The following is a 23,614-nucleotide window of genomic DNA, read 5'->3' on the forward strand; positions in this document are numbered from 1 at the left end:
ATGACAGTTAATGCCTTAACGGTATTTCCAAGTTCGCTACGTCCTACGACGTTTGCGCCGGAAATGGATCAGCACCTCTCGGAGTTAGAGCTGTTTCAGCAACAGCTTAACGAGCAAGGTAATGCTTTTGCATTGGGTGTTGCATCAATTAGTTCATCGTCAATAGCGATGGCTCTCGGTATTGTTAACCTGACGGTAGAGCCAGAAAAAGGATACATCCCCGGTATGGATGTCGTCGTAGCATACACGGCGACGCCTACTATGCGTATGTTAGGTACTGTGTTCAGTTATGATATTGTAACCGGGGCATTAGCCGTTGACGTTTACAGTAAATCTGGTTCGGGGACGTATACTGACTGGTCTATTTCGATGACCTCTGCTGTTGATGCCGCAGCGTTTGTTACTCCTACGGGTACCCAAACGCTTACCAACAAGACTTTGACAAGTCCTGTAATGAACGGTAACCCAACAGCACCAACTCCAGGGGCAGGAGATAATACGGCTTCTGTGGCAACGACGGCTCATGTCTATGCTGAGCGATCAAACGCTTACACGATGACAAATAAGACCATCAATTGGTCTAACAACACAATGGCGTTGACCTCTGGTCAGCTGTTAGCGGCATTGGCAAATAAAACAGGGACATCGCTAGCGGTATTTAGCGATTCACCTACGCTTACAGGTACTCCAATAGTACCGACGGCATCACCTGGTACAAATACGACGCAAATGGCGTCGTGCGCTTTCGTTATGGCTGCACTCGGTGGTTATGCACCAATTGCTTCGCCTAGCTTTACGGGAGTGCCTTTAGCACCTACAGCGGTGCTTGATACAAATACGACGCAAATTGCCTCAACTGCTTTTGTTCTCAATCAATTTGCAAACGGTACCTTAGCTGCAGGTCGCTATAAGTTCACTGCATCGGGTGCGATCGCCAAAGGTGATATCGTGGCCTTGAACTCAAACGGCACTGTATCGCCAATAGCTTCGTTATTTAGTGCAGGCTCAATTGGCGCTAAAGCTGCATACAACGCTGTCAACCCAACAACGATATTGCAAATTGTGAATGTACCAGGTACCGATAAGGTAATTATTCTCTATAACGAGAATGGAACGATTAAATTGTTTGCAGGTACAGCGGTCGGCGCAACAACTAATACGTTTACCATTGGGACGCCGATCACAGCGCCAACAAACACTTCAATTACGTCATTTTCTATGACTTGGAATGTGACCGAGGGGGTATTGGTACTGACGTATATCAATACGACAATGTATGCAGTCACAGTGAGCCTTAGCGGCACGACGCTGACAGCGAATATACCTAACAACAGTACACTTACACCGAACCTAGGTTATACGTGCTGCGAATATAATACAGTTCAGAATAAGACTGTGGTTGCTTACACTACTGCCGGAAGCCAGTGGGCGCTATCACTTACAATATCCGGTGCCTCTTACGCATGGGGAACTGCCTTGCAGTTATCTGCGATAGCCGGTAACTACCTGCCTACAGGTGGAGTTCAATTAGCAGGCACCTCTATCGTAGCTTTTGGCTTCAGTCCTGGAGGATCTACCACTCCTTATGTCTACTTGGTGAGCATTAATGCTGGCACATGCGCACTAGTCCAAGCGTATGCTGCAACTACATATTTTGGCACATCTGTACAAACTATAAAGCTTGGCTACCATCAAACAGCAGGCTTCTTGTTTGTTGGTAGCAGCCTCGGCACCGCGTTCACTGGTAAGACCAGTGGAGCAACAATGACGAATCTAGCGTCAGCTACGTTTAGCAGCATGACAAAGATCCACGGATTCAGTTACGACACTGCAAAAAATGCATTGATTGTGACCGGTGCTGATGTCAATGGCTACGCTGTTGCAGCTAACTTAAGCATCGTGGCGAATGCCTCAGTCACCACTAACTATACAACGATCAACGGTACGTCATCGAACTCTGTCATAGGCGCTTACAACGCAGCCCAAGACCGGATGGTCATAGCTTTTATGGACATTGGCAATCTCAATTACGGTACAACACGGGTATGGCAAACAGGTGCGTCGTCAGCTGATCAATGGATCGGCATCGCACAAGCAGCAATTAGTAATGCTGCTGCAGGTTGGATCTGGACAATTGGAGGTTACTGTGATGCGTACACCGGATTGACTGTCGGAACAACTTACTACGTAGATGATTCTGGCGCGTTACAAACGACTGGCAATCGAAAAATCGGCGTGGCTTTGGCTACAAATCTGTTGTTTTTGAAAGGAAATGCATAATGAGAATCGTAGCTGAAAGAGCGACCGGATATGTCCTTTTTGCATTTGCTGATGATGTTGAAGTTGTTATAGATGGCTTTTTAACGAGACCATCAATTTGCTTTGACGTGACAAATGCTACGCACGAAATATTACAGGTAGCCGACAATACTGAGTTTGTTGCAGGCTATTGGCGCTATCGTAACGGCGCGTGGATTGTGATTAATCAAGCTGCTTTTGATGCCTATAAGGCCGAGCTTGATTCCGTAAAACTTGCAGAATCAAAATCCACGAAACTAGTAAAAATTAACGAATGGCGCTTGCAGGCCAATGAGATAAGTTTTACGTTTCAGGGAAAACACATCGCAGCAGATCTTATGTCGAAACTGGATGCCATCGTGACGCAGAATGAGATTGTGAATCAGGGTGGGCTCCCTCCACATTGGATCGGTAAATGGAAAGCCCTTGACAATAACTACGTCGATATTTTGGATGTGGCAACGTGGAAGCTATTTCACTCGGCACTGTTCAATCAAGGATTAACGAACTTTATTCATGCGCAAGGATTGAAAGAGCAAGTTCTCGCAGCCACTACGATTCAACAAGTTGAATCGATCAACTGGTAGGGGATTTATGAGAATCGCATTTTATAAAGGCACACGACCTGGCATCGCGGGTGTTTATAACCGTGGTGTACGCGTCGTCACCAAGGGAAAGTATTCACACTGCGAGGCGATTTTCAGCGATGGTATGAGCGCATCAGCATCGTTTGCGGACGGTGGTGTGCGTTTCAAGCGCATTGACTACGATCCTGCGCATTGGGATTTTATCGAGATGCCAGAAGTCTTCGAACGACGTGTACGCAAGTGGTTTGAAGACCACGAAGGCGATCTGTACGACTTGCTGGGTAACGTGCACTTCCTAGTGCCATTTGTCGGTGACAGTAAGTTCCGCTGGTGTTGCTCTGAGGCGTTGGGGGCGGCGATTGGCTTGGTCGATGCGTGGCGTTTTCACCCTAATTCGCTGTATGCAATCTTGAGTAGTTTTAATCAATTCAATCAGTTGGAAGGACTGGCATGTCAAACACTGGAAAACATATCATCGACGCTGCAAGCATTGGTGGAACCATCGCAACCCTTGCCGGTTGGCTGCCACCTATCGCAGCGCTAGTGTCGATCTTGTGGATCTGCTTTCAGTTCTATCACTCCGATCCTGTAACCAAGTGGCGTAAAGAAAAGCGGCGTAAGTCTTAACCATAGCAAACCAAAAGACGACCTCGACAGGTCGTCTTTTTTTATCAAAAACTTGAGAGGCACAAAATGAAAGACCTATTCAAAGAACTTCTAAAACGCCCGATTCTATGGGGCTTGGGCGTGGCTGCTGCGTTGTTTGTTGGCGTGTTGTTCTACACTGATCCTGATCGTGGCGAATCGACGCAAGGCATGCTGTTAAACCTGTTTAGCGTTGGTTTAGCATTCACACTGGCCGCGATCATCACCAAGTTCACCTTCGACAAAGTCAACTTTCGATTGCATGCGAAAAAAGCAGAAGATGGCAGTCTGCCCTCGGCAATCGTCATCGTCGGTTATATGGCATTTCTAGCAGCGGCGGCGTTCATCTTCTCGCCACGCGCTCATGCCCAAGATGTGCAGACGTATGTACCAGCGGGTGCTTTTAAGTATTGTCCGATGCTACAGGTGGAAAAGTCCAAGCTCTGGCCAACGCATATCGCACCGGCTGCACTGTGTAGTTTGGTTGAGCAAGAGAGCTGCATTAATCTCAAACATCCGCGATGCTGGAACCAAAACGCACGACTCAAAACAGATCGAGAAGAGGGCGCGAGCTTCGGCCAGATCACACGCGCCTATCGTGCAGACGGCTCGATCCGCTTTGATGCCCTAAGTGCAGCCAAGCAGCTCGATCCCTCGCTGCAAGAATGGTCGTGGGACAACGTCTACCAGCGACCGGAGCTAGCGCTACGCGCCATCGTCTTGATGAACCGCGATTGCGTCAACCGGCTATCACGCATGGTCAAAGATCCGCACCAAGTGTATCGAATGTGCGATGCGGCATACAACGGCGGCTACGCAGGCATGCAATCGGAGCGCCGTGCCTGCGGCCTGCGCACCGGCTGCGATCCGCAGATCTGGGACGGCCACGTCGAAAACGTCTGTCTAAAGTCGAAAACAAAGTGGCGCGGGTACGGCCAGTCAGCCTGCGAGATCAACCGTGAGCACGTCAAGATGGTGTTTGATGTGCGGTATGAGAAGTACAGACGTTTTGTGGTGCGAACATGATGACCGCAGTTTTGCCAGCGTGGGCGCGTCTCGGTTTCATCACAATGGCGCTGCTGATGGTATTTGGTCTTGGTGTCCGTCATGGTGAAAATCGAGAAGGGCAGAAGCACCTCGATTACATCAGCGAACAAGCAACGGCATCAATCAAGCTGATGCAGCGCCAGCAAGTGGTCGTCACGAAAATTGAGACCAAGTACCGCGACCGAATCAAAACGATTTACTTAAATGGAGAAGAAATTGAAAAATCAGTTAAAGACTTTATCTCGCCTGTCGCTGATGCTCGCTGCATCGTTAACACTGGCTTCGTGCGCATCCACGATGCAGCCTGGACAAACACCCCTGCCGGAGATGTCGCCAGTTCTGATGGAGAACCCTCCGGAGTTTCGCTTGTTGAAGTCGGAGAAGCAGAAGCCCACAACGCAAAAGCCTGTTTCGCTTGGCGAGAAAAAGTCTTTGGATTGAGGGAGACATACGAGAAGTTAAAAGCCTTACAGGATACTGGCATCAGGTAGAGCATCGATCGACAAAACTAGCCCAAGTTTCCAGTGCGTGAATACGCTCTGGAATTTCTTCTCGGACATCATAGATGCCCTCAATTCCAGTCATCTTATGGTTAAGCGCTAACTCTGACGCTTCGCGAGATATTCCTAAATTACGCATATGCCCCTTGGCCGTACTGCGGGTGTCATGCGGTGTGAATTTTCGAGTTTCAATTTGACCTCGATTGAAGGCGCGGTTGATTGCAGCCCATAAGGTCGTACCGCCGATATTAATGTCGCCACCATGCTTTTCTAATCTAGCTTCTGTTCTGGCTGGCAAGACAAATTTAGATTCACCGGCTAAAGACTTCAGTTCTTTAACCCAGCCCACAACTGTTGGTGTCATCGGCACTAAAATTCCAGTCCGAGTCTTTACGGTCGTGTCAGGGATCGTCCAGACTTGTTTTCCAAAATCGATATCCGTCCACTGCGCTTTTATTAGTTCAGATGTTCGTACGCAGGTCACTAATAAAATTTTAAATGCAAGCGCGTTTTCATGTCCAAGATCGTCAATATTAGCTAGCAGCGTTTTCAGTTCACTTTCGGTCAGCATGATCCGCTTCTTAACCTGGGGACGTGGTCCCATCAGTGCATTAAGCTTAATGCCTGCGGTTGGGTTAATCATGATCAAGCGCTTCGCAATTGCGTGATCAAAGACTTTCGATATCGATGTCAATATTCGTTTGTTAATCAACCAGCTGCGCTTAGTCGATTCAATCACTGATACGATGTCCATCGGTGTGACGGTTTGAACGTCAAGGCTTCCTAGCTTTGGTTTAATAACGTCATCGATATCAGCTTGTCTGTAGTAGATCGTGCCTTCAGCATAGCTTTCTTTGACTAGACTTTTTTCTCGGTAATCGGTAACCAAGTCGTTAACTGTCCAAGCATTGACCGTCCGCATTCGCTCGCGTTTCTTATCTGCGGCCGGGTCTTTTCCTTGGTCGATATCAACGCGCTTCTCCCTGGCTATTTTTCGTGCTGCCGCTAATGTGAGATCTGGGTAGTTCCCGATCGTTAGTTCCTTGGGTCGTCCACCGCGCATGTAGCGCAGCACAAAGGTTGCTGTGCCTGCTTTTGATAAAGTGAATGTGGACCGCCACCGTCTGATTTTGCAACAGGATCTGCTGCTGCAACCCAGCGCTTGATCTGTAGGTCGTCTAATAAGTTAATGCCGCGTTTTGCCATGTCTTGCCCTAAATATTTGTAGCTAGCCTTCAAAACTTCGGCTAGCTACAAACCTAGCTACAAATTAAACATGCGCTGCAGCGAGACGAAGTGAGACATTAAACTACAAACAGTGGCGCGGCGTATAGGGGAGAGCTGAAAAAATGAGACATCGTGAAACTGCGTGAGTCACTGTTTGAGATTGCAGGTCACTAATTTCATATTCTGTCTCACACAAAAGCGCTCTACGTTAAAAATGCGTTAAAAATGCGCTAAAAATAAAAACGCGCTCAATGCAAGCAAAGAGCGCGTCGCATTAACCCTGACAGCTTAGCCTGCGCGGTTCATCAAGAAAGTCGCCAACATCGGTACTGGGCGACCAGTAGAACCTTTTGCCGCACCCGATTTCCAAGAAACGCCAGCGATATCCAGATGCGCCCAAGTGTATTTCTTGGTGAATCTTTCCAGGAAGCAAGCTGCCGTAATCGAACCGGCCGCAGGGCCACCAATATTCGCGATATCGGCAAAATTTGATTTGAGCTGCTCGTTATACAGTTCACCAATCGGTAAGCGCCATGCGACGTCATTCGCCTGTTTACCGGCAGTGAGCAATTCTTCAGCCAGTTTGTCATGTGTATCATCATGGCGGGTGAACAGGCCGGTTGTGTGATGTCCGAGTGCAGTAATGATAGCGCCAGTTAATGTCGCAACGTCGATCACAGCAGCCGGTTTGAAACGTTCAACATAAGTTAATGCATCACATAAAATCAAACGACCTTCTGCATCTGTATTCAGAACTTCTATAGTTTGACCAGACATGGAGGTGACGATATCACCCGGACGCGTGGCGCTGCCTGAAGGCATATTTTCGCAAGTTGGTATTACGGCGATCACGTTCAATTTTAATTTCATTTCGCCGATGGCGCGCATCGTACCTAATACAGAACCAGCACCGCCCATATCGTATTTCATCTCATCCATGCCTGCGCCTGGCTTTAAAGAAATACCACCGGAGTCAAATGTAATGCCTTTGCCGACTAATACGACTGGCGCATCTTTGACCTTGCCGCCCATGTGTTTTAATACGATAAATTTTGGTGGTTCATCGGTACCGGCAGAGACCGACAAAAAGCTATTCATCTTCAACGCTTGAATTTGCTTACGTTCCAAAACTTCTACGCCCATTTTGAATTCGGTCGCGATTTTTTTCGCGGTATTTGCCAGATGCGTCGGCGTGCAGAAATTGGCGGGCATATTGCCCAATTCTTTGGTCAATTCCATACCATTGACCAAGGCGATACTTTGGGCTAAAGCGAGCTTAGCGTTTGCAGCTTCACTCGTAGCGACATAAATTGCCACTTTTTTGATATTCGCCGGAATCGTGTCTTTTTTACTCTTGTGAGCGTCGGTGCGGAACACGGCTTCTTTGAAGGCGATGACCGTTTGGCGGATCGTCCATGCCAAATCACGTCCATCAACCGCTGGCAATATGACACTGACGTCGCTACCACCCAGACTATTCAAAGCACGTGCTGCACTTTGTAATGCGCTGTTGTAGGCTTTTTCGGATACTTTGGCTGGATCATCGCCCAAACCAACCAATAACACGCGCTCGGCGCTGACATCGGCGATGTTGCGTAATAATATCGAAGAGCCGATTTTGCCAGAGATATCGCCGGATTTCAGCGCAGCATCAATTGCGCCTTTTTTGTTCAATTGCGTGGCGGCGGTCGATAATTTCTTGTTTTCAAATACCCCGACGACAATACAAGCGGTCTTGATGGTGCTGGCATTGTCTGCTGCTGTGCTTTTGGCTGCTAGTGTTTTTATGCTAAAGTCCACGTCTTGCTCCTTATTGTCGATCAGCGATGATCTTTTGAATTTCGCTTAAATACGTAAAACGACTATTATAACCCCTTGCTGGGGCGACATAGCTAGCCAAAGTGATGTCTAATAAACCTGCTTCTCTACTTACCTTTTAGATCAACTCAATTATGATTTTTCAACGTGCGCTCAGACGAGAATTATTTAGTGCTGCCAGCGCTGTGTTTACGACTCTCTTCACCATTACGGTGACGTTTATGCTGATCCGGATTTTGCGTGATGCCGCCGGGGGCAAAATTGCTTCTAGTGACGTTTTGATATTGATTGGTTTCTATTCGCTCGATTATTTTCCGATTTTGTTGATCTTGACTGGCTTCATTTCTGTGTTGCTAGTGGTCACTCGTGCATATCAAGATTCTGAAATGGTGGTTTGGTTTGCGTCCGGTTTAAGTTTGACGCGCTGGATTGCGCCGATTTTAAGTGTCGCTTTGCCCTTGACGATGTTGGTGGCGAGCTTGAGTTTAGTGGTGTCACCATGGGCCAATGAACAAATGCAAGAAGTCAGAAATCGCTATGAAAAGCGCGAAGATATCGCCAAAGTCGCACCGGGTAAATTTCAAGAATCACGCGGTGGTGGTCGTGTCTCTTTCGTAGAAGAAGTGTCGGGCGATTTGAGTAAAGTCCAGAATATTTTTACTAGCATGATGAATGATGGGCGTTCGAGCGTCATTGTTGCAAAAGAAGGCAAAGTTGAAATCGATGCGCACGGCGATCGCTTTCTGGTAATGAGCCAAGGCCGTCGTTATGACGGTTTGCCAACTGAAGGTGATTTTCAGATGATGCAATTTGAGAAATATGCAGTCTTATTGTCAGCGCAAAGTAATCTCGATGCGAACAACAAATCTGCCAAAGCTCTACCTTTGCGGACCCTGATTGATGACCCTAATCCCACACGCGATGGTGAATTATTATGGCGCGCTTCACTACCATTTATGGGCTTGTTGTTAATGTTGTTGGCAATTCCTCTCGGCTATGTGAATCCGCGTGTAGGGCGTTCGGCAAATATGATTGTGGCTTTGATTTTAGTGGCGGTTAATTTAAATATCTTGAATATGCTTCAGCTCGCTGTGGTTCAGGGAAAAATCAGTTTTTGGCGAGCGTCCTGGCCTATGCATGTCGCTGTAGCCATATTGACAGCACTCTTTTTCTTATGGCGCCTCAAAGTGAATAGTGTCTGGCACCCAAGCAGCGTGTGGGGTCGCATCAAATGTCGCTTGTATCGAAAAAAGAATCAGCAATGTGTTGATCATCAACAGATGGTGGGTAACTGATGAAAGTGCTGCAACGTTATTTTGGTAGCGAAATTATTCGCGCCGTCTTGTTTGTTTTGTTTGCGTTGTTGGTCTTGACTTCTTTTTTCGATCTGATGAAAGAGCTGGCGGCGATTAACAAAAATGGCTATTTGTTGAAACACGCTTTGTTGACTGTTCTATTGAATGTCCCAGGTAATGCCTATGATTTCCTACCAATTGCAGTATTGATTGGGACCATTTATGTGTTGGCACAATTTGCTAGCAATTCGGAATTTACGATTATGCGCGCGGCTAGCATGTCGTCTTGGACGGCCGCCAAAATGTTGGGAAACATCGCTATCGTATTTATTTTGTTGACCTACTTATTAGGTGAGGTGATCGCCCCAATGGCGACAAAATTATCGAAACAAATCAGCATGCAGGCCGCTTCGTCGCCTTTGACTCAAGGCTTTCGTAGTGGCCTGTGGACCAAGGACTTAATTCGCAGTAATGATGTGGGTGGCACTGTCATTGGGACGCGCTTTTTGAATGTACGTGAAGTTTCGCCTGAACGTGATTTACTCGGCGTCAAAATATACGAGTTTGATACCAACTTCCAATTGCTACGTGAAATCAATGCGAAACAGGCGGTGTATGTGCGTTCGCATGTTTGGCAATTACGTGAAGTGGTAGAAACCAGCTTTCCCAAGAATCTGGCAACTGAGACCATGATAGAGTCCGACACGCATAAGTTAGCGACTAAAGATCTGATATCGGAAATTACACCAGATATTTTATCGGTCCTGTTCACAGAAGTGGATCGTATGTCGGCATTCGAGTTGGCTTCATATACCAAGCATCTGGCAGAGAATAAGCAATCGACTGAGCGCTACGATATCGCTTTTTGGAAGAAATTGACGTATCCGGTTTCTATCTTGGTAATGATGGCACTGGCATTGCCATTCGCGTATTTGCATGCCAGAGATGGTGGGATTAGCTTGCGTATTTTTAGTGGAATTATGCTCGGGATGGTGTTCTATCTAGTGAACAGTTTGTTCGCCTATTTGGGGCAAATTAATACCTGGCCCGCGTTGGTGACCGCATTATTCCCTAGTCTTATTTTTTCTTTGCTGGCGTACGCCGGATTACGCTATGTTGAACGGCACTAGACGTAACGCCATCGTGCATCTTTAATTGATCGCCTCCAAATCTTCGCTTAAGTTTGGGGTTTTATTTTAGCCTTAGTTTGAATTTCAATATGTCGAAAAAAGCCTTAATCTTGTTTGCCCACGGCGCTCGTGCTGCTAGTTGGGCGCAGCCATTTCAACGTTTGCAGAAATTGACGCAGGAGAGTTTGCCAGACATTAAAGTGGAGCTGGCATTCTTGGAATTGATGCAGCCACAGCTGCCAGAAACGGTTGAGAATCTGCTTAGGCTCGGCTACGAGGATTTCACGGTTACGCCGATTTTTCTAGGACAAGGCGGACACGTTCTACGTGACCTACCTCTGATGGTCGAAGAATTGCGCAGCCGTTTTCCGCAGATACAAATTAAGCAAGTTGTTGCCGCCGGTGAAGATCCCGGTGTCCTGAATGCATTGCGAGATTATTGCTTGCGCTCGATTGAACAGACCATATAGCCGGTTTACGTTGACGACAGATTTTCAAGCCTTGTTTGTGTATTGAGTTGATGGAGCGTGTCAGCAAATTGTTTATCGCTTAATAATATATGCGATGTCAGCCAAAACCGTAGCAATTCGGCGGTTTCAAGTGCAACTAAAGTGCGCGCATTCTCTAACTCATGTTTAAGATCGTTTACGCGTTCCAATAATTTTCTATGTTGCTCTCGATGAGCTTTGAAGTCCGGATATGCACTTGCTCGCATGAGGTCTTCCTCCCGTTGAAAATGGTCTTGCGTGTAAGTGGCTAAGCGCGCGAGAATTTTCGACAGGCTAAGGTAATCTTGGCCCACATCAGCGGCATCATGCAATTCATTCACCATACCAATCAATGCTTGATGATCTTGATCTATCAGCGCATCTTGCACGCTTAAGTTGTCATTCCATTCAAAATAGCTCATGCACAGCCTTACGGTCATCAATTGATTTAGTCATTGAAGCCAAATATGTTAGTGAGTCGAGATTTTAAGGGAATTGTGGCTAGATAAACTTGTTCTATCGCAAGTTTTCACACATGTAATGTGATTTATTCCGCTAATTTTATTTGTCGTGATCGCATCGCTTCACCCATCATGACTAATACTGGGCCATCGCATTCAGGCAAGCCGTGTGCGAGCTCTGCTAGCGTTAGATGTAAATGCTGTTCATCCTGACGACTGCAACTTTGAACGATCACAATCGGCAGACTAGCAGAGAAGCCTTTTGTCAGCATCCTTTGTGCTGTGAGTGTGGCCTCTTTACCGCCCATGTATTGAATCAGGGTGTCGCAATCAGGAATGCGCGTTTCTGCAGTTTCGCCAGGCGCTGTGCTCGACGTGAAAAGGGCGACACTGCGTGCCACCCCGCGTTTGGTCAGTGGCAGTTGCACGCTGGCGGCAGCCGCCATCGCAGTCGTAATGCCAGGCACAATTTCGAAATGAATACCTGCTTGCTCCAACGCTGTCATTTCTTCATCGGCTCGGCCAAACAGCATTGGATCGCCACCTTTTAGGCGGATCACGATCGCATGCTCTTGTGCAGCCTTGACTAGTTGTTGATTAATATGTTCTTGTGCAGCAGAGCGTTGTCCGCTGCGTTTGCCTACTGAGACTTTAATAGCTTGCGGACAGAGCGCTAGCATTTCGGGAGTGACCAAGGCGTCGTGCAAAACGATATTCGCTTGCGCTAAGAGCTTGGCACCACGCACCGTAATCAAATCTACTGCACCCGGACCGGCACCGACTAAATAGACGATACCTGTCTTATTTTTAACGGAGGGTGTAGTTGATTCAGATGAATTAGCCAAGACGTATCATTCCCGCTGCGACAGTTTGATGGGTGACTTCGTCGATCAAAATAAATGCTCCCGTAGTGCGGGTTATGTCGTAAGCATCAGCTGCCAGTGCTTGCTGTACATTGATATTGACACGAGCGATGTCGTTCAATTTAAGTGTATCAGTTGCACGGCGTTCTTGGGTATTGATATCTAACAAAGTGTCGACCGATGCAACACGTGCTGCGACTTGACGTGTCGTATGTTTCAGCCAATATTTGCGACGTACATCTAAGGCGTCTTCAGATAACCAGCACAAATCGGCACTCAGGGATTTTAATACGGTCGCAGGACGATCAGCACCCGCTAACATATCGCCACGTGAAATATCCACGTATTCATTGAGCAAAATAGTGACCGATTGACCAACCACCGCGGTTTGCAAAGATCCATCTAAAGTTTGAATATCTTTGATGGTTGCAGTTTGACCAGACGGTTGTACCACGATGCTGTCGCCGACGCTGATTTTACCTGCTTCAATACGTCCCATGTAACCACGGAAGTCGTTTGCTTCGTGACCATTGTGGCGAGCCACTAATTGAACAGGAAAGCGGAAAGGTTCGTCATGGCATTCATCGTAGACGCTTAAGGATTCCAATAACTCGATTAAAGTCGGACCTTGGTACCACGCTAAATTTTCGCTATTGGTGACGACGTTATCGCCTGCCAATGCGGATAAAGGAATTGGATGTACGTCTTTCAATCCTAGTTGCGCTGCGAATTCTTGATAGGCACCGACGATACGGTTGTAGACGGTTTGATCGTAATTCACCAAATCCATTTTGTTCACGGCAACGATTACATGTTCGATTTGCAGTAAATGCGCAATGGTGGAATGACGCTTAGTTTGCGTGAGGAGTTCGACGCTGCCATCATCACCCAGTTTCACCTTAGACACGTCAATCAAGATGATGACCGCGTCGGCAGTTGATGCGCCGGTGACCATGTTGCGTGTGTATTGTTCGTGGCCCGGTGTGTCAGCGATGATGAACTTGCGTTTTGGCGTGGCGAAATAACGGTAAGCGACGTCGATTGTAATGCCTTGTTCGCGTTCCGCTTCCAAACCGTCTGTTAGCAAAGATAAGTCAATCGTATCGCCCACTGTGCGCTTGTGTTTAGCTTTAGAGATAGCATTTAACTGATCAGCAAAAATGCCCTTGCTATCGAAAAGTAAGCGACCGATGAGCGTACTCTTACCATCGTCCACGGAGCCGGCCGTGATGAAGCGCAGCAAGCCGCGCTCACGGGCGACATCGATAGTAGTGGCGGTTTGTTGTACCTGGGTGCTCATTAGAAATATCCTTCTTTTTTACGTTTCTCCATCGATGATTCAGATGTCTGATCATCCATGCGTGTTGCGCCGCGTTCGGTAATTTGGGTGACTGCGGTTTCTTCGATAATCGCTTCTACGGTGGCAGCATCAGATGAAACTGGGCAAGTGCAAGAAATATCACCGACAGTGCGGAAGCGCACGACTTGTTTTTCTACCGTTTCCCCAGCGCGTGGCGGCGTTAAATCTGTCACTGGAACCAACAAACCGTTGCGCGGAATCACTTCACGTTCGTGTGCAAAATAGATCGGCGGCAGCTCCAATTTTTCACGCGCGATGTATTGCCAGACATCGAGTTCAGTCCAGTTGGAAATCGGGAACACACGCATGTTTTCGCCGGGATGAACGCGGGTGTTATACAGGTCCCACAGTTCAGGGCGTTGCGCTTTCGGATTCCATTGACCAAATTCATCTCGGAAAGAAAAGATGCGTTCTTTGGCGCGGGCTTTTTCTTCGTCGCGACGTGCACCACCGATGCAAGCGTCGAATTTATGTTCTGCAATGGTTTCTAATAAGGTCACGGCTTGCGCTGCATTGCGTGAATCGGTTTTGGGATTACGCAAGCGCACGGTGCCTCGATTGATTGAATCTTCGACCGAGCCCACGATCAGACGTTCGCCTAATTCGGCAACGCGTTTATCACGGAAAGAAATCACTTCAGGGAAATTATGTCCGGTATCGACGTGCACTAATGGGAATGGGAACTTACCAGGACGAAAAGCTTTTTCTGCGATGCGCAATAACACCACGGAATCTTTACCACCTGAAAACAGCAGGGCAGGGTTAGTACATTCGGCAGCCACTTCACGCATGATGTGGATGGCTTCGGATTCCAGCCAATCGAGATGGCGATTGCTCGCGGCATCAATGAAGTGATTTTCGACTACGGTGTTCATGCTATACCTTTTAATTCGGTTTAATTCGGTTTTGATTTTCAATTTAAATTGATTTGATGCGGACTAATTTCCCATCCACTACATGCAAGCCACATTCTTTTGATTCAGGATTTTCCCACCACCAGCGTCCGGCGCGTACATCTTCACCTGGCTGTATCGCGCGGGTGCAGGGTTCACAGCCGATGGATGGATAGCCTTTGTCATGTAAAGAATTGTAAGGCACATTATTGCTGCGAATATAGTGCCAAACATCATCTTCCGACCAATCCGTTAAAGGATTGAATTTTTGCATAGCATGCGCGACATCATCTTCTTGCACTGCCAATTCAACACGAGTCGCAGACTGGGCGCGGCGTTGCCCTGTGATCCAAGCTTTGTTACCTTTTAAAGCGCGATTCAGCGGTTCTACTTTGCGAATTCTGCAGCATTCCTTACGCATTTCTACGCTATCGTAAAAAGCGTTCACACCATGCTGTCTGACATAATCTTCGACCGCTGCAACTTTTGGTTTGAATAATTGGATTTCAACGCCATAAGTCTCCTGAATGCGATCCAACATCGCTAAAGTTTCTTTGTGTAAACGACCCGTTTCCAAAGAGAAAATTTTGATATCCAGTTTGTTGCGCAAAATTAAATCTGTCAGCACCATGTCTTCAGCTGCAAGGCTTGAGGCAAAAACCGCTGGCGCATATTCGTTGGCGATCTTTTTTAAGATGTCTAATGTGTTGGCTAAGCGTGCCGCGAAATTACTCGTTTCGTCCATAGAAATTAACTACCTGTTCTTGCTACACGTCGGAACAAAGGGTTTTTTTCATCGACCGACGTTTGATATTTCTCGCTGAAATCGGTCAATCCTTTAATCGCATCAATGATGTTTTTATCTGCCCGCACGGCAAAAGAATTAAAGCCCACACGTTGCATATAAAATAGTTGATCACGCAGTACGTCGCCAATCGCACGAAGCTCGCCTGTGTAGTTAAAACGCATACGTAAATTATAGGCAATGGAGTAGCCGCGACCGTCTGCAAATTTCGGAAAATCGACTGCCAGTAAGTTGAATAATTGCAGATCTTGGTGCAACTCTTTTGCTTGTTCATTGCTGCTAAACCACACTGCGATATCGTGACGTTCTTTGGTGCGTTGGACCAATTTTTCGCGTTGAAATTGCCAGACTTTTAATGGCACAATCACTTTTCCTTCAGGTACTGCGATGGCATCAGCGGTATCGTCTTCGGACAGTTGTAGGATTTCCCAATCGTCGTTGATTATCGTTCTATCTTTAATAATTTTAGTCATATATTTCTCCCCCTTAGTACACTACTGCAGAGCCGGCATCCTCTCCGTGATGCTCGATCGTTTTTACTGGTGTTGCATAAACATATTCTTTGAATGGTGCAATGCCTAAGCGCGTGGCTGTATCAATAAAACGTTCGCCATCGATACGCTCGCGCAAATAGACTCGCACAATCCGATCTATCACCTCGGGCATCTGGCCTGCAGAAAAAGACGGGCCAATAATTTTGCCAATAGCGGACTGATTACCTTGCGCGCCACCGATAGAAACTTGATACCACTCACTACCATCTTTATCGACACCGAGAATGCCGATATTGCCCACATGGTGGTGACCGCAGGCATTAATGCAACCAGACATATTCAATTCCAGCTCGCCGATATCGTGCAGATAGTCAAGATCGTTGAAGCGGTCAGTAATATCGAGTGCGATCGGGATCGATTTTGCGTTTGCCAATGAGCAGAAATCACCGCCTGGACAACAAATTATATCCGTCAGTAAGCCGACATTTGGTGTGGCTAGGCCATGAGCTTTCGCTTCTTTCCATAATTCAAATAACTGACTCTGTTCGACATCGGCCAACACTAAGTTTTGCTCATGTGTTACACGAATCTCACCAAAACTATAACGATCTGCTAAGTCCGCAACAAAATCCATTTGATCCGCATTGGCATCACCAGGAGGTACTCCAGGTTTCTTAAGTGACAACACAACTGCATTGTAACCTGTGACCTTATGCTCTTTGACATTCCGCTTGACCCAATTAGAAAATGCCTTATTTTCTTGTTGTAATTGCACAAAATTGCTATCTGTTGCCGCTAAGTCAGCATAAGCAGGGGCTGTGAAGTAGGCAGCAACACGTTGCAATTCTGCTTCAGTCAGCGTTGCCGGACCATCCTTGATGTCTAACCATTCTTCTTCAACTTGACGGGCAAATTCGTCAGCGCCAATAGCCTTCACCAAAATCTTGATACGCGCTTTGTAAATATTGTCGCGACGGCCAAATTGGTTGTAAATACGCAATATCGCTTCGAGATAGGTCATCACGTGCTGCCATGGTAAAAATTCACGAATCACGCTACCTAAAATCGGTGTGCGACCCATGCCGCCACCAACCATCACTTTAAAGCCAACTTCTCCTGCTTCGTTGTGAACAACTGTTAAACCGATATCATGGACGGCAATCGCGGCGCGATCTTCTTTAGCACCGTTGATCGCTATCTTAAATTTGCGCGGTAAGTACGCGAATTCAGGGTGAAACGTGGTCCACTGACGCAAGATTTCAGCATACGGACGTGGATCGATAATTTCATCCGCAGCGACACCAGCGAATTCATCTGACGTGATGTTGCGCATGCAGTTGCCAGAGGTTTGAATTGCGTGCATTTCTACGCTCGCTAATTCAGCCAAAATGTCTGGCGTATCTTCCAAATTGATCCAGTTGTATTGAATATTTTGACGCGTGGTGAAATGACCATAACCACGGTCATACTTGCGTGCAATAAAAGCGAACTTACGCATCTGTGTAGATGACAGCAAACCGTAAGGAACCGCCACGCGTAGCATGTAAGCATGTCGCTGCATGTATAAACCATTTTGCAAACGCAAAATACGGAATTCATCTTCCGTCAGCTCATTGGCTATGCGACGGCTTACTTGATCGCGAAATTGAGCAACGCGCTCTTGAACGATTAAATGATCATGTTGGTCGTAACGATACATCTGCGAACTTCCTATTTAAAACGTCGTGCCAGACTATCTGGTATCGACATAATCAACGTATTGAGGTTATTGAAAGAGTGCCTGCTGGTTAGTCGAAATTTTTTACAGAACCAATTTGCAGGCGACCAGTGTTAGGGTTGTGGCCAAAATGCCCCGTAATAATTTTTCGGGCACTGCTTTAGCAGCGAGCGAACCGAGCGTGATGCCTGGTACTGAGCCCAACAATAAAGAGCCTAATAGTTCCCAATTGATGGAACCTAACCACCAGTGTCCAATTGCAGCGATCGCCGTCAATGGTACAGCGTAGGCAATATCAGTTCCTGCAACATGCGCGGCTGGCATTTTAGGGTAAAGTAAAACTAAGATCGTCGCGCCAATGGCACCGGCACCTATGGAAGAAATTGTCACTAATACGCCCAACACAGCACCTGCAGCGACAGTAGCAAGAGCCAGTTTTCTTCCATGCAATTGACGCTCTGGATGCGCATTAATCCACGACATCAATTTACTGCGATAAAGAATCGCGATTACGGTCAAAAAGACTGACGTAGCGATCGAGTAACGAATTATTTGACCGAGCTCTTTGCTCAATCCGCCGAAGTATTTGAGTGCTAATGTGGCGAGCAGCGCGGCAGGTAAAGCACCGTAACAAAGCAGACGTACGACATTCCATTCAACCGTGCCACGCAGTCTGTGCGTGAATGTACCTGCGGCTTTGGTAATTGACGCGAATGCGAGATCAGTTCCAACCGCGACGGCTGGTGAAACACCAAATAGCAAGGTCAGAAGAGGTGTCATCAATGAGCCGCCACCGACACCGGTTAACCCAACCAGGGTGCCAACTGCAAATCCAGAGATGATGTAGGTAAGTGTCATAGAGCCTCATACAAAGTAGCATGCATGATAAGTGCGAGCCACTTTATAACCAACTACTTAGTATTTATTTGCTTATATGCAGTTTGACTATATAGAAATACGGTTTTTCGACTTGAGTCTGATTGTCTGCACAATTTATAAAGGACTTAATTTTATATTAATTGCTAATATTAAAAGCTTCTTTTAAGTGACCATGTGGGCTGAGCCGATGTACCCGTTCCTCTTAGGGGGAAACTATCAGTTTTATCCTGTTGAAAATCTTCGGAAGTGAACTTGTCGTTTCATTTATTTTGTAAGCAATTGTAGTCAAGCAAAGAATCGTGGCCTGAGATTATTTTCCACAAAACAGCACGTTTTCATTCTGATTAGTTCGTTAGCGTGGCCCCTTACTACTGTATTGATTAGTACCTGTTAATGTTTCGGATTGTATCGTTTGGAACAAGGACGAATACTTCGCAATCATTTACCTAAGCACTTCCGCTATCATCGCGACGACTTATTTAATGGAGCGATTTATGTTTGGAAAATTACTGCCGTGCGCTAAGAGCATGATCAAGACTTCTATGGGAGCGGTTCTGATGGCATGCATGTTCTTAGGAGCTCATGCACAAGCGATCGATATATGGGATTTTCGAGCACAAGATGTTTTGCCTATTTTGGGTGAGTTTAAAAATAATGCGAATTTCACGCTGAATCAGCAAGGTTTGTGGCAACAAATCGAAGCGCGCACCAAAGCGATCTTACGCGTGCGGGAAGACAGACGCCATGAAATCCAACTCAGCATTAAAAAGCGATTGCAGACAAAAGCGCCTGAGCTACGTGATCTGGCGCAATTGATGGATCAGGATGACACTTTATCTAAGCGTGAAAATCAAGAGCTGCGAGAATGCTGGATGACGATGTACGACGCGTTGAGTGATGTACAACGTGATGCCTTAGTTGGGTTGATGAGCGATCAGTTAGCGCGAGTTGCGGATAGACCGAAGGAAATTCAGCATGCCGGTGAAAAAAACAATGGTGGAGCGCATCGTGGTGGAAAAGGTGGAATGGGTGGCGGCCGCCCGGGCATCAACTAAATGATTGTCAGCTGAGAGGAGCGAGCCCGAATCGCTCCATTTGCTTACTTGATTCGTGTGCTTGGGGTTGCATCTGGCCCCTCCTGATGCTCTAGATAAGTTCAGGAATAATTGCATTTAAATCAGTTACACCAATATCGATGTTCGCTTGACTTAACAGCGTCGTGATTTGGCCACGATGATGGGTCTGGTGATTAAATACATGCATCAATAGACTAAAAAATTCCTTTGTATGTGGATTTCCTTTTATATCGGTATAGTGCAGTGGCGCCATCAACGTCTGTTCATCGATTTTCTCACTGATTTGCAATAACAGGTGATCGACTCCTTCTCGATATTGGCGCAGTTCAGCAAGTTGATCAAATAATTGTGTGTCGAGAGCATGAATAGTTTGCAGATTTTCGATACCCGTGAGGTTCCATTGCGTTGGAAATAGGCCGCTCAGGCGTTTTAGCCATATGGTGTCTGCGACCGCGATGTGATTTAAGGTCGCAAAGAGGGAACCAAAAAATGCACCGCGTTCTTGCTTTAATTCGGCTTCATCCATTCCTGAAACTGCATCATAGAGTTTTTGATTCATCCATTGATTGTATTGCGCCATGATTTGCACATGCTTCGTGAGCGACATAGAGAAGTCCTTATTCTGTGGTGGTGTTAAATCAGCGATTTCATCATTCTGTATAGTCTACAATAGTCTACTTTGTAGCGCCTATCGACAAATTATTATGCCGAATTTCAAATCAATGGAGAACTTTTCTGTGCATCGGGAACGTGTTGCTGCGCGCCGTTTGGCACAACGCGAAGGTATCAGTGTGCCTCTGGCTTTAGAGCGGATATTGATGGAATCCGCGCATGGAGGTGATTTGGCCATGCTGTTAGAAAATCGGCGCAAGCAGGTGTCGCTTTTGAATGAAATCAAGCAGAAAAAACACGCAATCTCGAAACAAAAACATCGCTTGAAAATGGAAGCAAAACAAACATCGCAGAGCACTTGGTGCGGCTGGTTTGATGGTTCGGCAAAACCTAATCCCGGTCTTTGTGCCATCGGCGCAGTATTGTCGGCGCCTGATGGTCGACGTTGGGAAATCAACCGGACTATCGGCTATGGGAACAGTAGTACGGCGGAATATCATGCTTTGCTCGCATTGTTGGAATTAATGCGCGAACAGGCTTGTCAAGATGCGGTGATCTACGGCGATAGCCGGGTTGTAATCGATGATCTTCATGCGGATGCAATCAAGACGGCTCACAGCCTGACAGATTATCGGCTTCAAGCTAACGCACTCATACAGCAATTACCGGGAGTACGGATAGTGTGGATACCCCGCGCCAGAAATCACGACGCAGACGCGCTTGCTGAATTGGCATTCGCCAAGTCAATGCATAACGTAAAGGACGAGAAGGTCATAAATTAGCCGAGCGGGACTTTGGTTTGAACAATTCCCTGCGAAATCATCGATTTCAGTTTCAAATCACCAGAGAAAGGACATACGTGATGTGACTTATCTTTGAATATGCCATATTGAATGTTCAATGCAGTCTCTTTGTGGAAGGCTCAGCGCAACGACAAATAGAGTGTTCTTCGGAAGCGTCAAGCGACACCTTGTTACGGGCTTCATGAAGTAAGCTCAATGCAATGAATTGCCCATCTAGATATTGTTATCTGGGAAAAAAGCCAGGAGTGGCACAAGGCTTCCTGGCTTTTATTTTTGAAATGAATCGAGAATTATTTTTGCAAATATTTTCCCATCCAATCAAGCACGGTGTGATGCCATAACAGCGAATTTGCTGGTTTCAAGATGTGATGATTTTCATCAGGGAAAGTCAGTAATTGACTGTCAATGCCACGGCGTTGCAAGGCGGTGAAAGCGCCGAAAGATTGCGTACTTGGAATTCGGAAATCCATTTCACCTTGCGTGACCAACATCGGCGTTTTCCAGTTTTTCACATGACTAACCGGATTGAATTTCTCATGCTTGGCAGGAACGTCGTAATAAGTGCCGCCATTTTCCCATTCGTTAAACCACAGTTCTTCAGTGGAGTAATACATGGCACGGGTGTCGAATACGCCTGCATGATTCACAATACATTTGAAACCGTCGTTCCAATTACCCGCGATCCAGTTCATCATGTAGCCGCCATACGAAGCACCGAGTGCACAGGCATTTTTACTGTCAAGCCATGAGAACTGTTTGGCTGCAGCCGCCATACCGAGTTTCAGATCAACGAGTGGTTTACCACCCCAATCCTGGCTGATGGAATCCGTAAAGCTTTGACCATAACCGAGAGAGCCGTGGAAGTCGATAAACACCACCGCATATCCAGCCCCCGCATAGGTTTGCGGATTCCAGCGATAACTCCAGCTGTTGGCGAAACTGCTTTGTGGTCCACCGTGCACGATGAAGGCGACTGGATATTTTTGCCCCGCTTTTGCATTCCATGGCTTCATTACGTAGCCATACACTTTTTCACCTTTTGCTCCGGCGTAGCTAAACTGCTCGTATTCGCCGAAACGGACATCGGCTAAAGCTTGTTTATTGACATCGGTGATAGGCTTCCATGCGGCTTTGCTGATATCCGAATAGAAAAGTTGCGCGCCCGATCCGAGATCGGCTTTGGCAATCACCGCAACGTTGCCACGGACATCGTAGCCAGAGACTGAACCTTTATCGTTCAAAGCTTTGACGGTGCCGCTATTCGCATCAATCGCGAACAGGCGTAATTGACCCAGATCAAATGCGCTGGTGTAAAGTGTCTTGCCATCTTCCGACCAAGTCAGATTCGTTGCAGAACGATCCCATTTTTCAGCCAGCGCACGTTTTTTGCCTGTTTTTACATCCATTAGCATGATTTGGAAACGGTCTGCTTCAAAGCCAGGACGTTTCATCGCCAGATAAGCGAGTGTATTGCCGTCGGGTGAAAAAGCCGGTTTCGCATCCCACGCTGGGTTTTCGGCAGTGAGATTTTGTGGCGCAGCTCCGCCTGTTGCAGGCACTTTGAAAAGATCGAAGTTGGTTGACCAGGATTCGGTTTTGCCGGCGACGCGTGCTGAGAATACGACGTTATTGCCATCCGGTGTGAAGGCGTAATCTTCCTGATCGCCATCGGGTTTGGAATGCACATCGGCTTCTAAAGCACCCGATAAACTGACTGGCGTTTTGCTCGCAACATGATTTGCATCCAATGCTGCGGAATACAAGACATTACGGCGACCATCAGCCCAAGAATCCCAATGGCGGATAAAAAGTTTGTCATGAATTTTTCCCGTCGCTTTGACTTTGGATTTCGCTTCTAATCTATCTTTCGTGCAAGTCAAATCAGCGCAATCACGGAATACTTCTATCGACATAGCTATACGATTTTCTGTAGGCGCGACTTTGAAACTTTCTACGTCGAGTGGCAAGTCCGTGACTTTTTGTGCTTCGCCACCAGCGATGGGCAAACGCCATACTTGACCGCTACCAGAACGGCTGGAGACAAAATAAATCGCGTCACCTTTGGTAGACCATTGCGGACCTGAATTATTACCTTCGCTACTGCTCGCGACATTCGTGAGTTTTTTGGGTGTCGGTGTCGCATCAGTCAGATTGATCATCCACAAATCCCAGCGACCCCGATTTTTTTCCAAATCTGTCGTGCGTTGCGCATACACAACCAGCTTGCCATCTGGGGATACAACTGGACTGGTAACGCGCTCCATCTTGACCAAGTCTTCAACCGTGAAGCCACGCTGCTCGGCAAGGGCAACGGAACTCATGCTAATGCTAGCCAATGCTAGGGCGGCTGCGCTCAAAACAAAATTTCTTATTTTCATATTTTCTCCTGTGGGAATACTTGCTCGCCGCTTATAACAAATTGTGCGACGTCGAGTGCAAGATACAGCATTTTATCCCTAAGCCTGTTGCTTGTATTGTTGATTTCCAAAGTCGAAATAAGCGTGGATAATTATTTGTTCGTCGGATGATTCAAGCTGTTCGGGCATTGAATCGCTAGAAATCGCCGTTTGATCAGAGATTTTTGAGTTTTCGTCGCATGCCGCACACAAGGCATAT

The 23,614-nt window shown here is 46.8% G+C and carries 22 protein-coding genes; 10 read left to right on the top strand and 12 right to left on the bottom strand.

Annotation, left to right across the window (positions count from 1 at the left end):
- The 5 genes from ACO0KW_RS16220 to ACO0KW_RS16240 all read left to right on the top strand — a co-directional run bounded on the left by ACO0KW_RS16220 (position 1) and on the right by ACO0KW_RS16240 (position 5,068).
- Complete coding sequence (locus ACO0KW_RS16220; RefSeq protein ID WP_423054352.1) at positions 1 to 2,280, top strand: hypothetical protein; 2,280 nt, start codon at positions 1 to 3, stop codon at positions 2,278 to 2,280.
- Positions 2,280 to 2,885, top strand: coding sequence for a hypothetical protein (locus tag ACO0KW_RS16225; RefSeq protein WP_423054354.1), 606 nt, complete (start codon positions 2,280 to 2,282; stop codon positions 2,883 to 2,885). Before ACO0KW_RS16220 ends, ACO0KW_RS16225 begins: the two co-directional genes overlap by 1 nt.
- Positions 2,886 to 2,892: 7 nt before the next feature.
- Positions 2,893 to 3,429 carry a hypothetical protein gene (locus ACO0KW_RS16230; protein ID WP_423054355.1) on the top strand — a complete coding sequence of 179 codons (537 nt, stop codon included), beginning with the start codon at positions 2,893 to 2,895 and terminating at the stop codon, positions 3,427 to 3,429.
- A gap of 149 nt (positions 3,430 to 3,578) precedes the next feature.
- Positions 3,579 to 4,556 carry a hypothetical protein gene (locus ACO0KW_RS16235; RefSeq protein ID WP_423054356.1) on the top strand — a complete coding sequence of 326 codons (978 nt, stop codon included), beginning with the start codon at positions 3,579 to 3,581 and terminating at the stop codon, positions 4,554 to 4,556.
- Positions 4,553 to 5,068, top strand: a complete 516-nt coding sequence (locus ACO0KW_RS16240; RefSeq protein WP_423054357.1) for a hypothetical protein — start codon at positions 4,553 to 4,555, stop codon at positions 5,066 to 5,068. Before ACO0KW_RS16235 ends, ACO0KW_RS16240 begins: the two co-directional genes overlap by 4 nt.
- Here the strand turns inward: ACO0KW_RS16240 and ACO0KW_RS16245 are convergent.
- Entirely contained in the window at positions 5,061 to 6,152 is a 1,092-nt protein-coding gene (locus ACO0KW_RS16245; protein WP_423054358.1) for a tyrosine-type recombinase/integrase, read from the bottom strand. The genes ACO0KW_RS16240 and ACO0KW_RS16245 overlap by 8 nt on opposite strands.
- 440 nt (positions 6,153 to 6,592) lie before the next feature.
- Positions 6,593 to 8,104, bottom strand: coding sequence for a leucyl aminopeptidase (locus tag ACO0KW_RS16250; RefSeq protein WP_423054359.1), 1,512 nt, complete (start codon positions 8,102 to 8,104; stop codon positions 6,593 to 6,595).
- Positions 8,105 to 8,256: 152 nt separating this feature from the next.
- Here ACO0KW_RS16250 and lptF point away from each other — a divergent pair, with 152 nt between their 5' ends.
- The 3 genes from lptF to ACO0KW_RS16265 all read left to right on the top strand — a co-directional run bounded on the left by lptF (position 8,257) and on the right by ACO0KW_RS16265 (position 11,017).
- A complete protein-coding gene (lptF, locus tag ACO0KW_RS16255) occupies positions 8,257 to 9,417 on the top strand; it encodes an LPS export ABC transporter permease LptF (RefSeq protein ID WP_423054360.1) in 1,161 nt (386 codons plus the stop codon).
- Positions 9,417 to 10,547, top strand: coding sequence for an LPS export ABC transporter permease LptG (lptG, locus tag ACO0KW_RS16260; RefSeq protein WP_423054361.1), 1,131 nt, complete (start codon positions 9,417 to 9,419; stop codon positions 10,545 to 10,547). Before lptF ends, lptG begins: the two co-directional genes overlap by 1 nt.
- Before the next feature lie 89 nt (positions 10,548 to 10,636).
- Positions 10,637 to 11,017, top strand: coding sequence for a sirohydrochlorin chelatase (locus tag ACO0KW_RS16265; RefSeq protein WP_423054362.1), 381 nt, complete (start codon positions 10,637 to 10,639; stop codon positions 11,015 to 11,017).
- A gap of 5 nt (positions 11,018 to 11,022) precedes the next feature.
- Here ACO0KW_RS16265 and ACO0KW_RS16270 read toward each other — a convergent pair whose 3' ends face one another.
- The 8 genes from ACO0KW_RS16270 to ACO0KW_RS16305 form a co-directional block, all read right to left on the bottom strand.
- The gene (locus tag ACO0KW_RS16270) at positions 11,023 to 11,457 is read right to left on the bottom strand and encodes a bacteriohemerythrin (protein WP_423054363.1); all 435 of its coding nucleotides are present in this window, start codon (positions 11,455 to 11,457) and stop codon (positions 11,023 to 11,025) included.
- 125 nt (positions 11,458 to 11,582) lie between these two features.
- Positions 11,583 to 12,341, bottom strand: coding sequence for a uroporphyrinogen-III C-methyltransferase (gene cobA / locus ACO0KW_RS16275; RefSeq protein WP_423054364.1), 759 nt, complete (start codon positions 12,339 to 12,341; stop codon positions 11,583 to 11,585).
- Positions 12,334 to 13,659: a sulfate adenylyltransferase subunit 1 gene (locus ACO0KW_RS16280; RefSeq protein ID WP_423054365.1), complete on the bottom strand. Its 1,326-nt coding sequence runs from the start codon at positions 13,657 to 13,659 to the stop codon at positions 12,334 to 12,336. The genes cobA and ACO0KW_RS16280 overlap by 8 nt, the downstream gene beginning before the upstream one ends.
- The gene (gene cysD, locus ACO0KW_RS16285) at positions 13,659 to 14,594 is read right to left on the bottom strand and encodes a sulfate adenylyltransferase subunit CysD (protein WP_423054366.1); all 936 of its coding nucleotides are present in this window, start codon (positions 14,592 to 14,594) and stop codon (positions 13,659 to 13,661) included. Before cysD ends, ACO0KW_RS16280 begins: the two co-directional genes overlap by 1 nt.
- A 43-nt stretch (positions 14,595 to 14,637) precedes the next feature.
- Entirely contained in the window at positions 14,638 to 15,357 is a 720-nt protein-coding gene (locus ACO0KW_RS16290) for a phosphoadenylyl-sulfate reductase (protein ID WP_423054367.1), read from the bottom strand.
- A 5-nt stretch (positions 15,358 to 15,362) separates the two neighbouring features.
- The gene (locus tag ACO0KW_RS16295; RefSeq protein ID WP_423054368.1) at positions 15,363 to 15,890 is read right to left on the bottom strand and encodes a DUF934 domain-containing protein; all 528 of its coding nucleotides are present in this window, start codon (positions 15,888 to 15,890) and stop codon (positions 15,363 to 15,365) included.
- Between the two features lie 13 nt (positions 15,891 to 15,903).
- Positions 15,904 to 17,610 (bottom strand): nitrite/sulfite reductase, encoded by a 1,707-nt coding sequence (locus ACO0KW_RS16300; protein ID WP_423054369.1) that lies wholly within the window; start codon positions 17,608 to 17,610, stop codon positions 15,904 to 15,906.
- Between the two features lie 102 nt (positions 17,611 to 17,712).
- Positions 17,713 to 18,486, bottom strand: coding sequence for a sulfite exporter TauE/SafE family protein (locus ACO0KW_RS16305; protein WP_423054371.1), 774 nt, complete (start codon positions 18,484 to 18,486; stop codon positions 17,713 to 17,715).
- Positions 18,487 to 19,001: 515 nt separating this feature from the next.
- Between ACO0KW_RS16305 and ACO0KW_RS16310 the strand changes: the two genes are divergently transcribed.
- Positions 19,002 to 19,562 (top strand): hypothetical protein, encoded by a 561-nt coding sequence (locus ACO0KW_RS16310; protein ID WP_423054372.1) that lies wholly within the window; start codon positions 19,002 to 19,004, stop codon positions 19,560 to 19,562.
- A gap of 91 nt (positions 19,563 to 19,653) precedes the next feature.
- On the opposite strand, the gene ACO0KW_RS16315 is transcribed toward ACO0KW_RS16310, so the two are convergent.
- Positions 19,654 to 20,190: a DinB family protein gene (locus ACO0KW_RS16315; protein ID WP_423054373.1), complete on the bottom strand. Its 537-nt coding sequence runs from the start codon at positions 20,188 to 20,190 to the stop codon at positions 19,654 to 19,656.
- A gap of 115 nt (positions 20,191 to 20,305) precedes the next feature.
- Here ACO0KW_RS16315 and ACO0KW_RS16320 point away from each other — a divergent pair, with 115 nt between their 5' ends.
- Entirely contained in the window at positions 20,306 to 20,977 is a 672-nt protein-coding gene (locus ACO0KW_RS16320) for a ribonuclease HI family protein (protein WP_423054374.1), read from the top strand.
- A gap of 311 nt (positions 20,978 to 21,288) precedes the next feature.
- Here the strand turns inward: ACO0KW_RS16320 and ACO0KW_RS16325 are convergent, their stop codons facing one another.
- Positions 21,289 to 23,376, bottom strand: a complete 2,088-nt coding sequence (locus ACO0KW_RS16325; protein ID WP_423054375.1) for a prolyl oligopeptidase family serine peptidase — start codon at positions 23,374 to 23,376, stop codon at positions 21,289 to 21,291.
- Positions 23,377 to 23,614 lie beyond the last annotated feature (238 nt).

Origin of the sequence: Undibacterium sp. Ji22W (assembly GCF_049340305.1) — a bacterium.
GTDB lineage: Bacteria > Pseudomonadota > Gammaproteobacteria > Burkholderiales > Burkholderiaceae_D > Undibacterium.

What these genes read in the sequence shown, in the direction of transcription:
- ACO0KW_RS16225 (WP_423054354.1), top strand. Translation starts at nt 2,280, where the DNA reads ATGAGAATCGTAGCTGAAAGAGCGACCGGATATGTCCTTTTTGCATTT.
- ACO0KW_RS16305 (WP_423054371.1), bottom strand. Translation starts at nt 18,486, where the DNA reads ATGACACTTACCTACATCATCTCTGGATTTGCAGTTGGCACCCTGGTT.
- cysD (WP_423054366.1), bottom strand. Translation starts at nt 14,594, where the DNA reads ATGAACACCGTAGTCGAAAATCACTTCATTGATGCCGCGAGCAATCGC.
- ACO0KW_RS16265 (WP_423054362.1), top strand. Translation starts at nt 10,637, where the DNA reads ATGTCGAAAAAAGCCTTAATCTTGTTTGCCCACGGCGCTCGTGCTGCT.
- ACO0KW_RS16315 (WP_423054373.1), bottom strand. Translation starts at nt 20,190, where the DNA reads ATGTCGCTCACGAAGCATGTGCAAATCATGGCGCAATACAATCAATGG.
- ACO0KW_RS16230 (WP_423054355.1), top strand. Translation starts at nt 2,893, where the DNA reads ATGAGAATCGCATTTTATAAAGGCACACGACCTGGCATCGCGGGTGTT.
- ACO0KW_RS16240 (WP_423054357.1), top strand. Translation starts at nt 4,553, where the DNA reads ATGATGACCGCAGTTTTGCCAGCGTGGGCGCGTCTCGGTTTCATCACA.
- lptF (WP_423054360.1), top strand. Translation starts at nt 8,257, where the DNA reads ATGATTTTTCAACGTGCGCTCAGACGAGAATTATTTAGTGCTGCCAGC.
- ACO0KW_RS16280 (WP_423054365.1), bottom strand. Translation starts at nt 13,659, where the DNA reads ATGAGCACCCAGGTACAACAAACCGCCACTACTATCGATGTCGCCCGT.
- ACO0KW_RS16300 (WP_423054369.1), bottom strand. Translation starts at nt 17,610, where the DNA reads ATGTATCGTTACGACCAACATGATCATTTAATCGTTCAAGAGCGCGTT.
- ACO0KW_RS16220 (WP_423054352.1), top strand. Translation starts at nt 1, where the DNA reads ATGACAGTTAATGCCTTAACGGTATTTCCAAGTTCGCTACGTCCTACG.
- ACO0KW_RS16325 (WP_423054375.1), bottom strand. Translation starts at nt 23,376, where the DNA reads ATGAAAATAAGAAATTTTGTTTTGAGCGCAGCCGCCCTAGCATTGGCT.
- ACO0KW_RS16310 (WP_423054372.1), top strand. Translation starts at nt 19,002, where the DNA reads ATGTTTGGAAAATTACTGCCGTGCGCTAAGAGCATGATCAAGACTTCT.
- ACO0KW_RS16290 (WP_423054367.1), bottom strand. Translation starts at nt 15,357, where the DNA reads ATGGACGAAACGAGTAATTTCGCGGCACGCTTAGCCAACACATTAGAC.
- ACO0KW_RS16295 (WP_423054368.1), bottom strand. Translation starts at nt 15,890, where the DNA reads ATGACTAAAATTATTAAAGATAGAACGATAATCAACGACGATTGGGAA.
- lptG (WP_423054361.1), top strand. Translation starts at nt 9,417, where the DNA reads ATGAAAGTGCTGCAACGTTATTTTGGTAGCGAAATTATTCGCGCCGTC.
- ACO0KW_RS16235 (WP_423054356.1), top strand. Translation starts at nt 3,579, where the DNA reads ATGAAAGACCTATTCAAAGAACTTCTAAAACGCCCGATTCTATGGGGC.
- ACO0KW_RS16270 (WP_423054363.1), bottom strand. Translation starts at nt 11,457, where the DNA reads ATGAGCTATTTTGAATGGAATGACAACTTAAGCGTGCAAGATGCGCTG.
- ACO0KW_RS16320 (WP_423054374.1), top strand. Translation starts at nt 20,306, where the DNA reads ATGGAGAACTTTTCTGTGCATCGGGAACGTGTTGCTGCGCGCCGTTTG.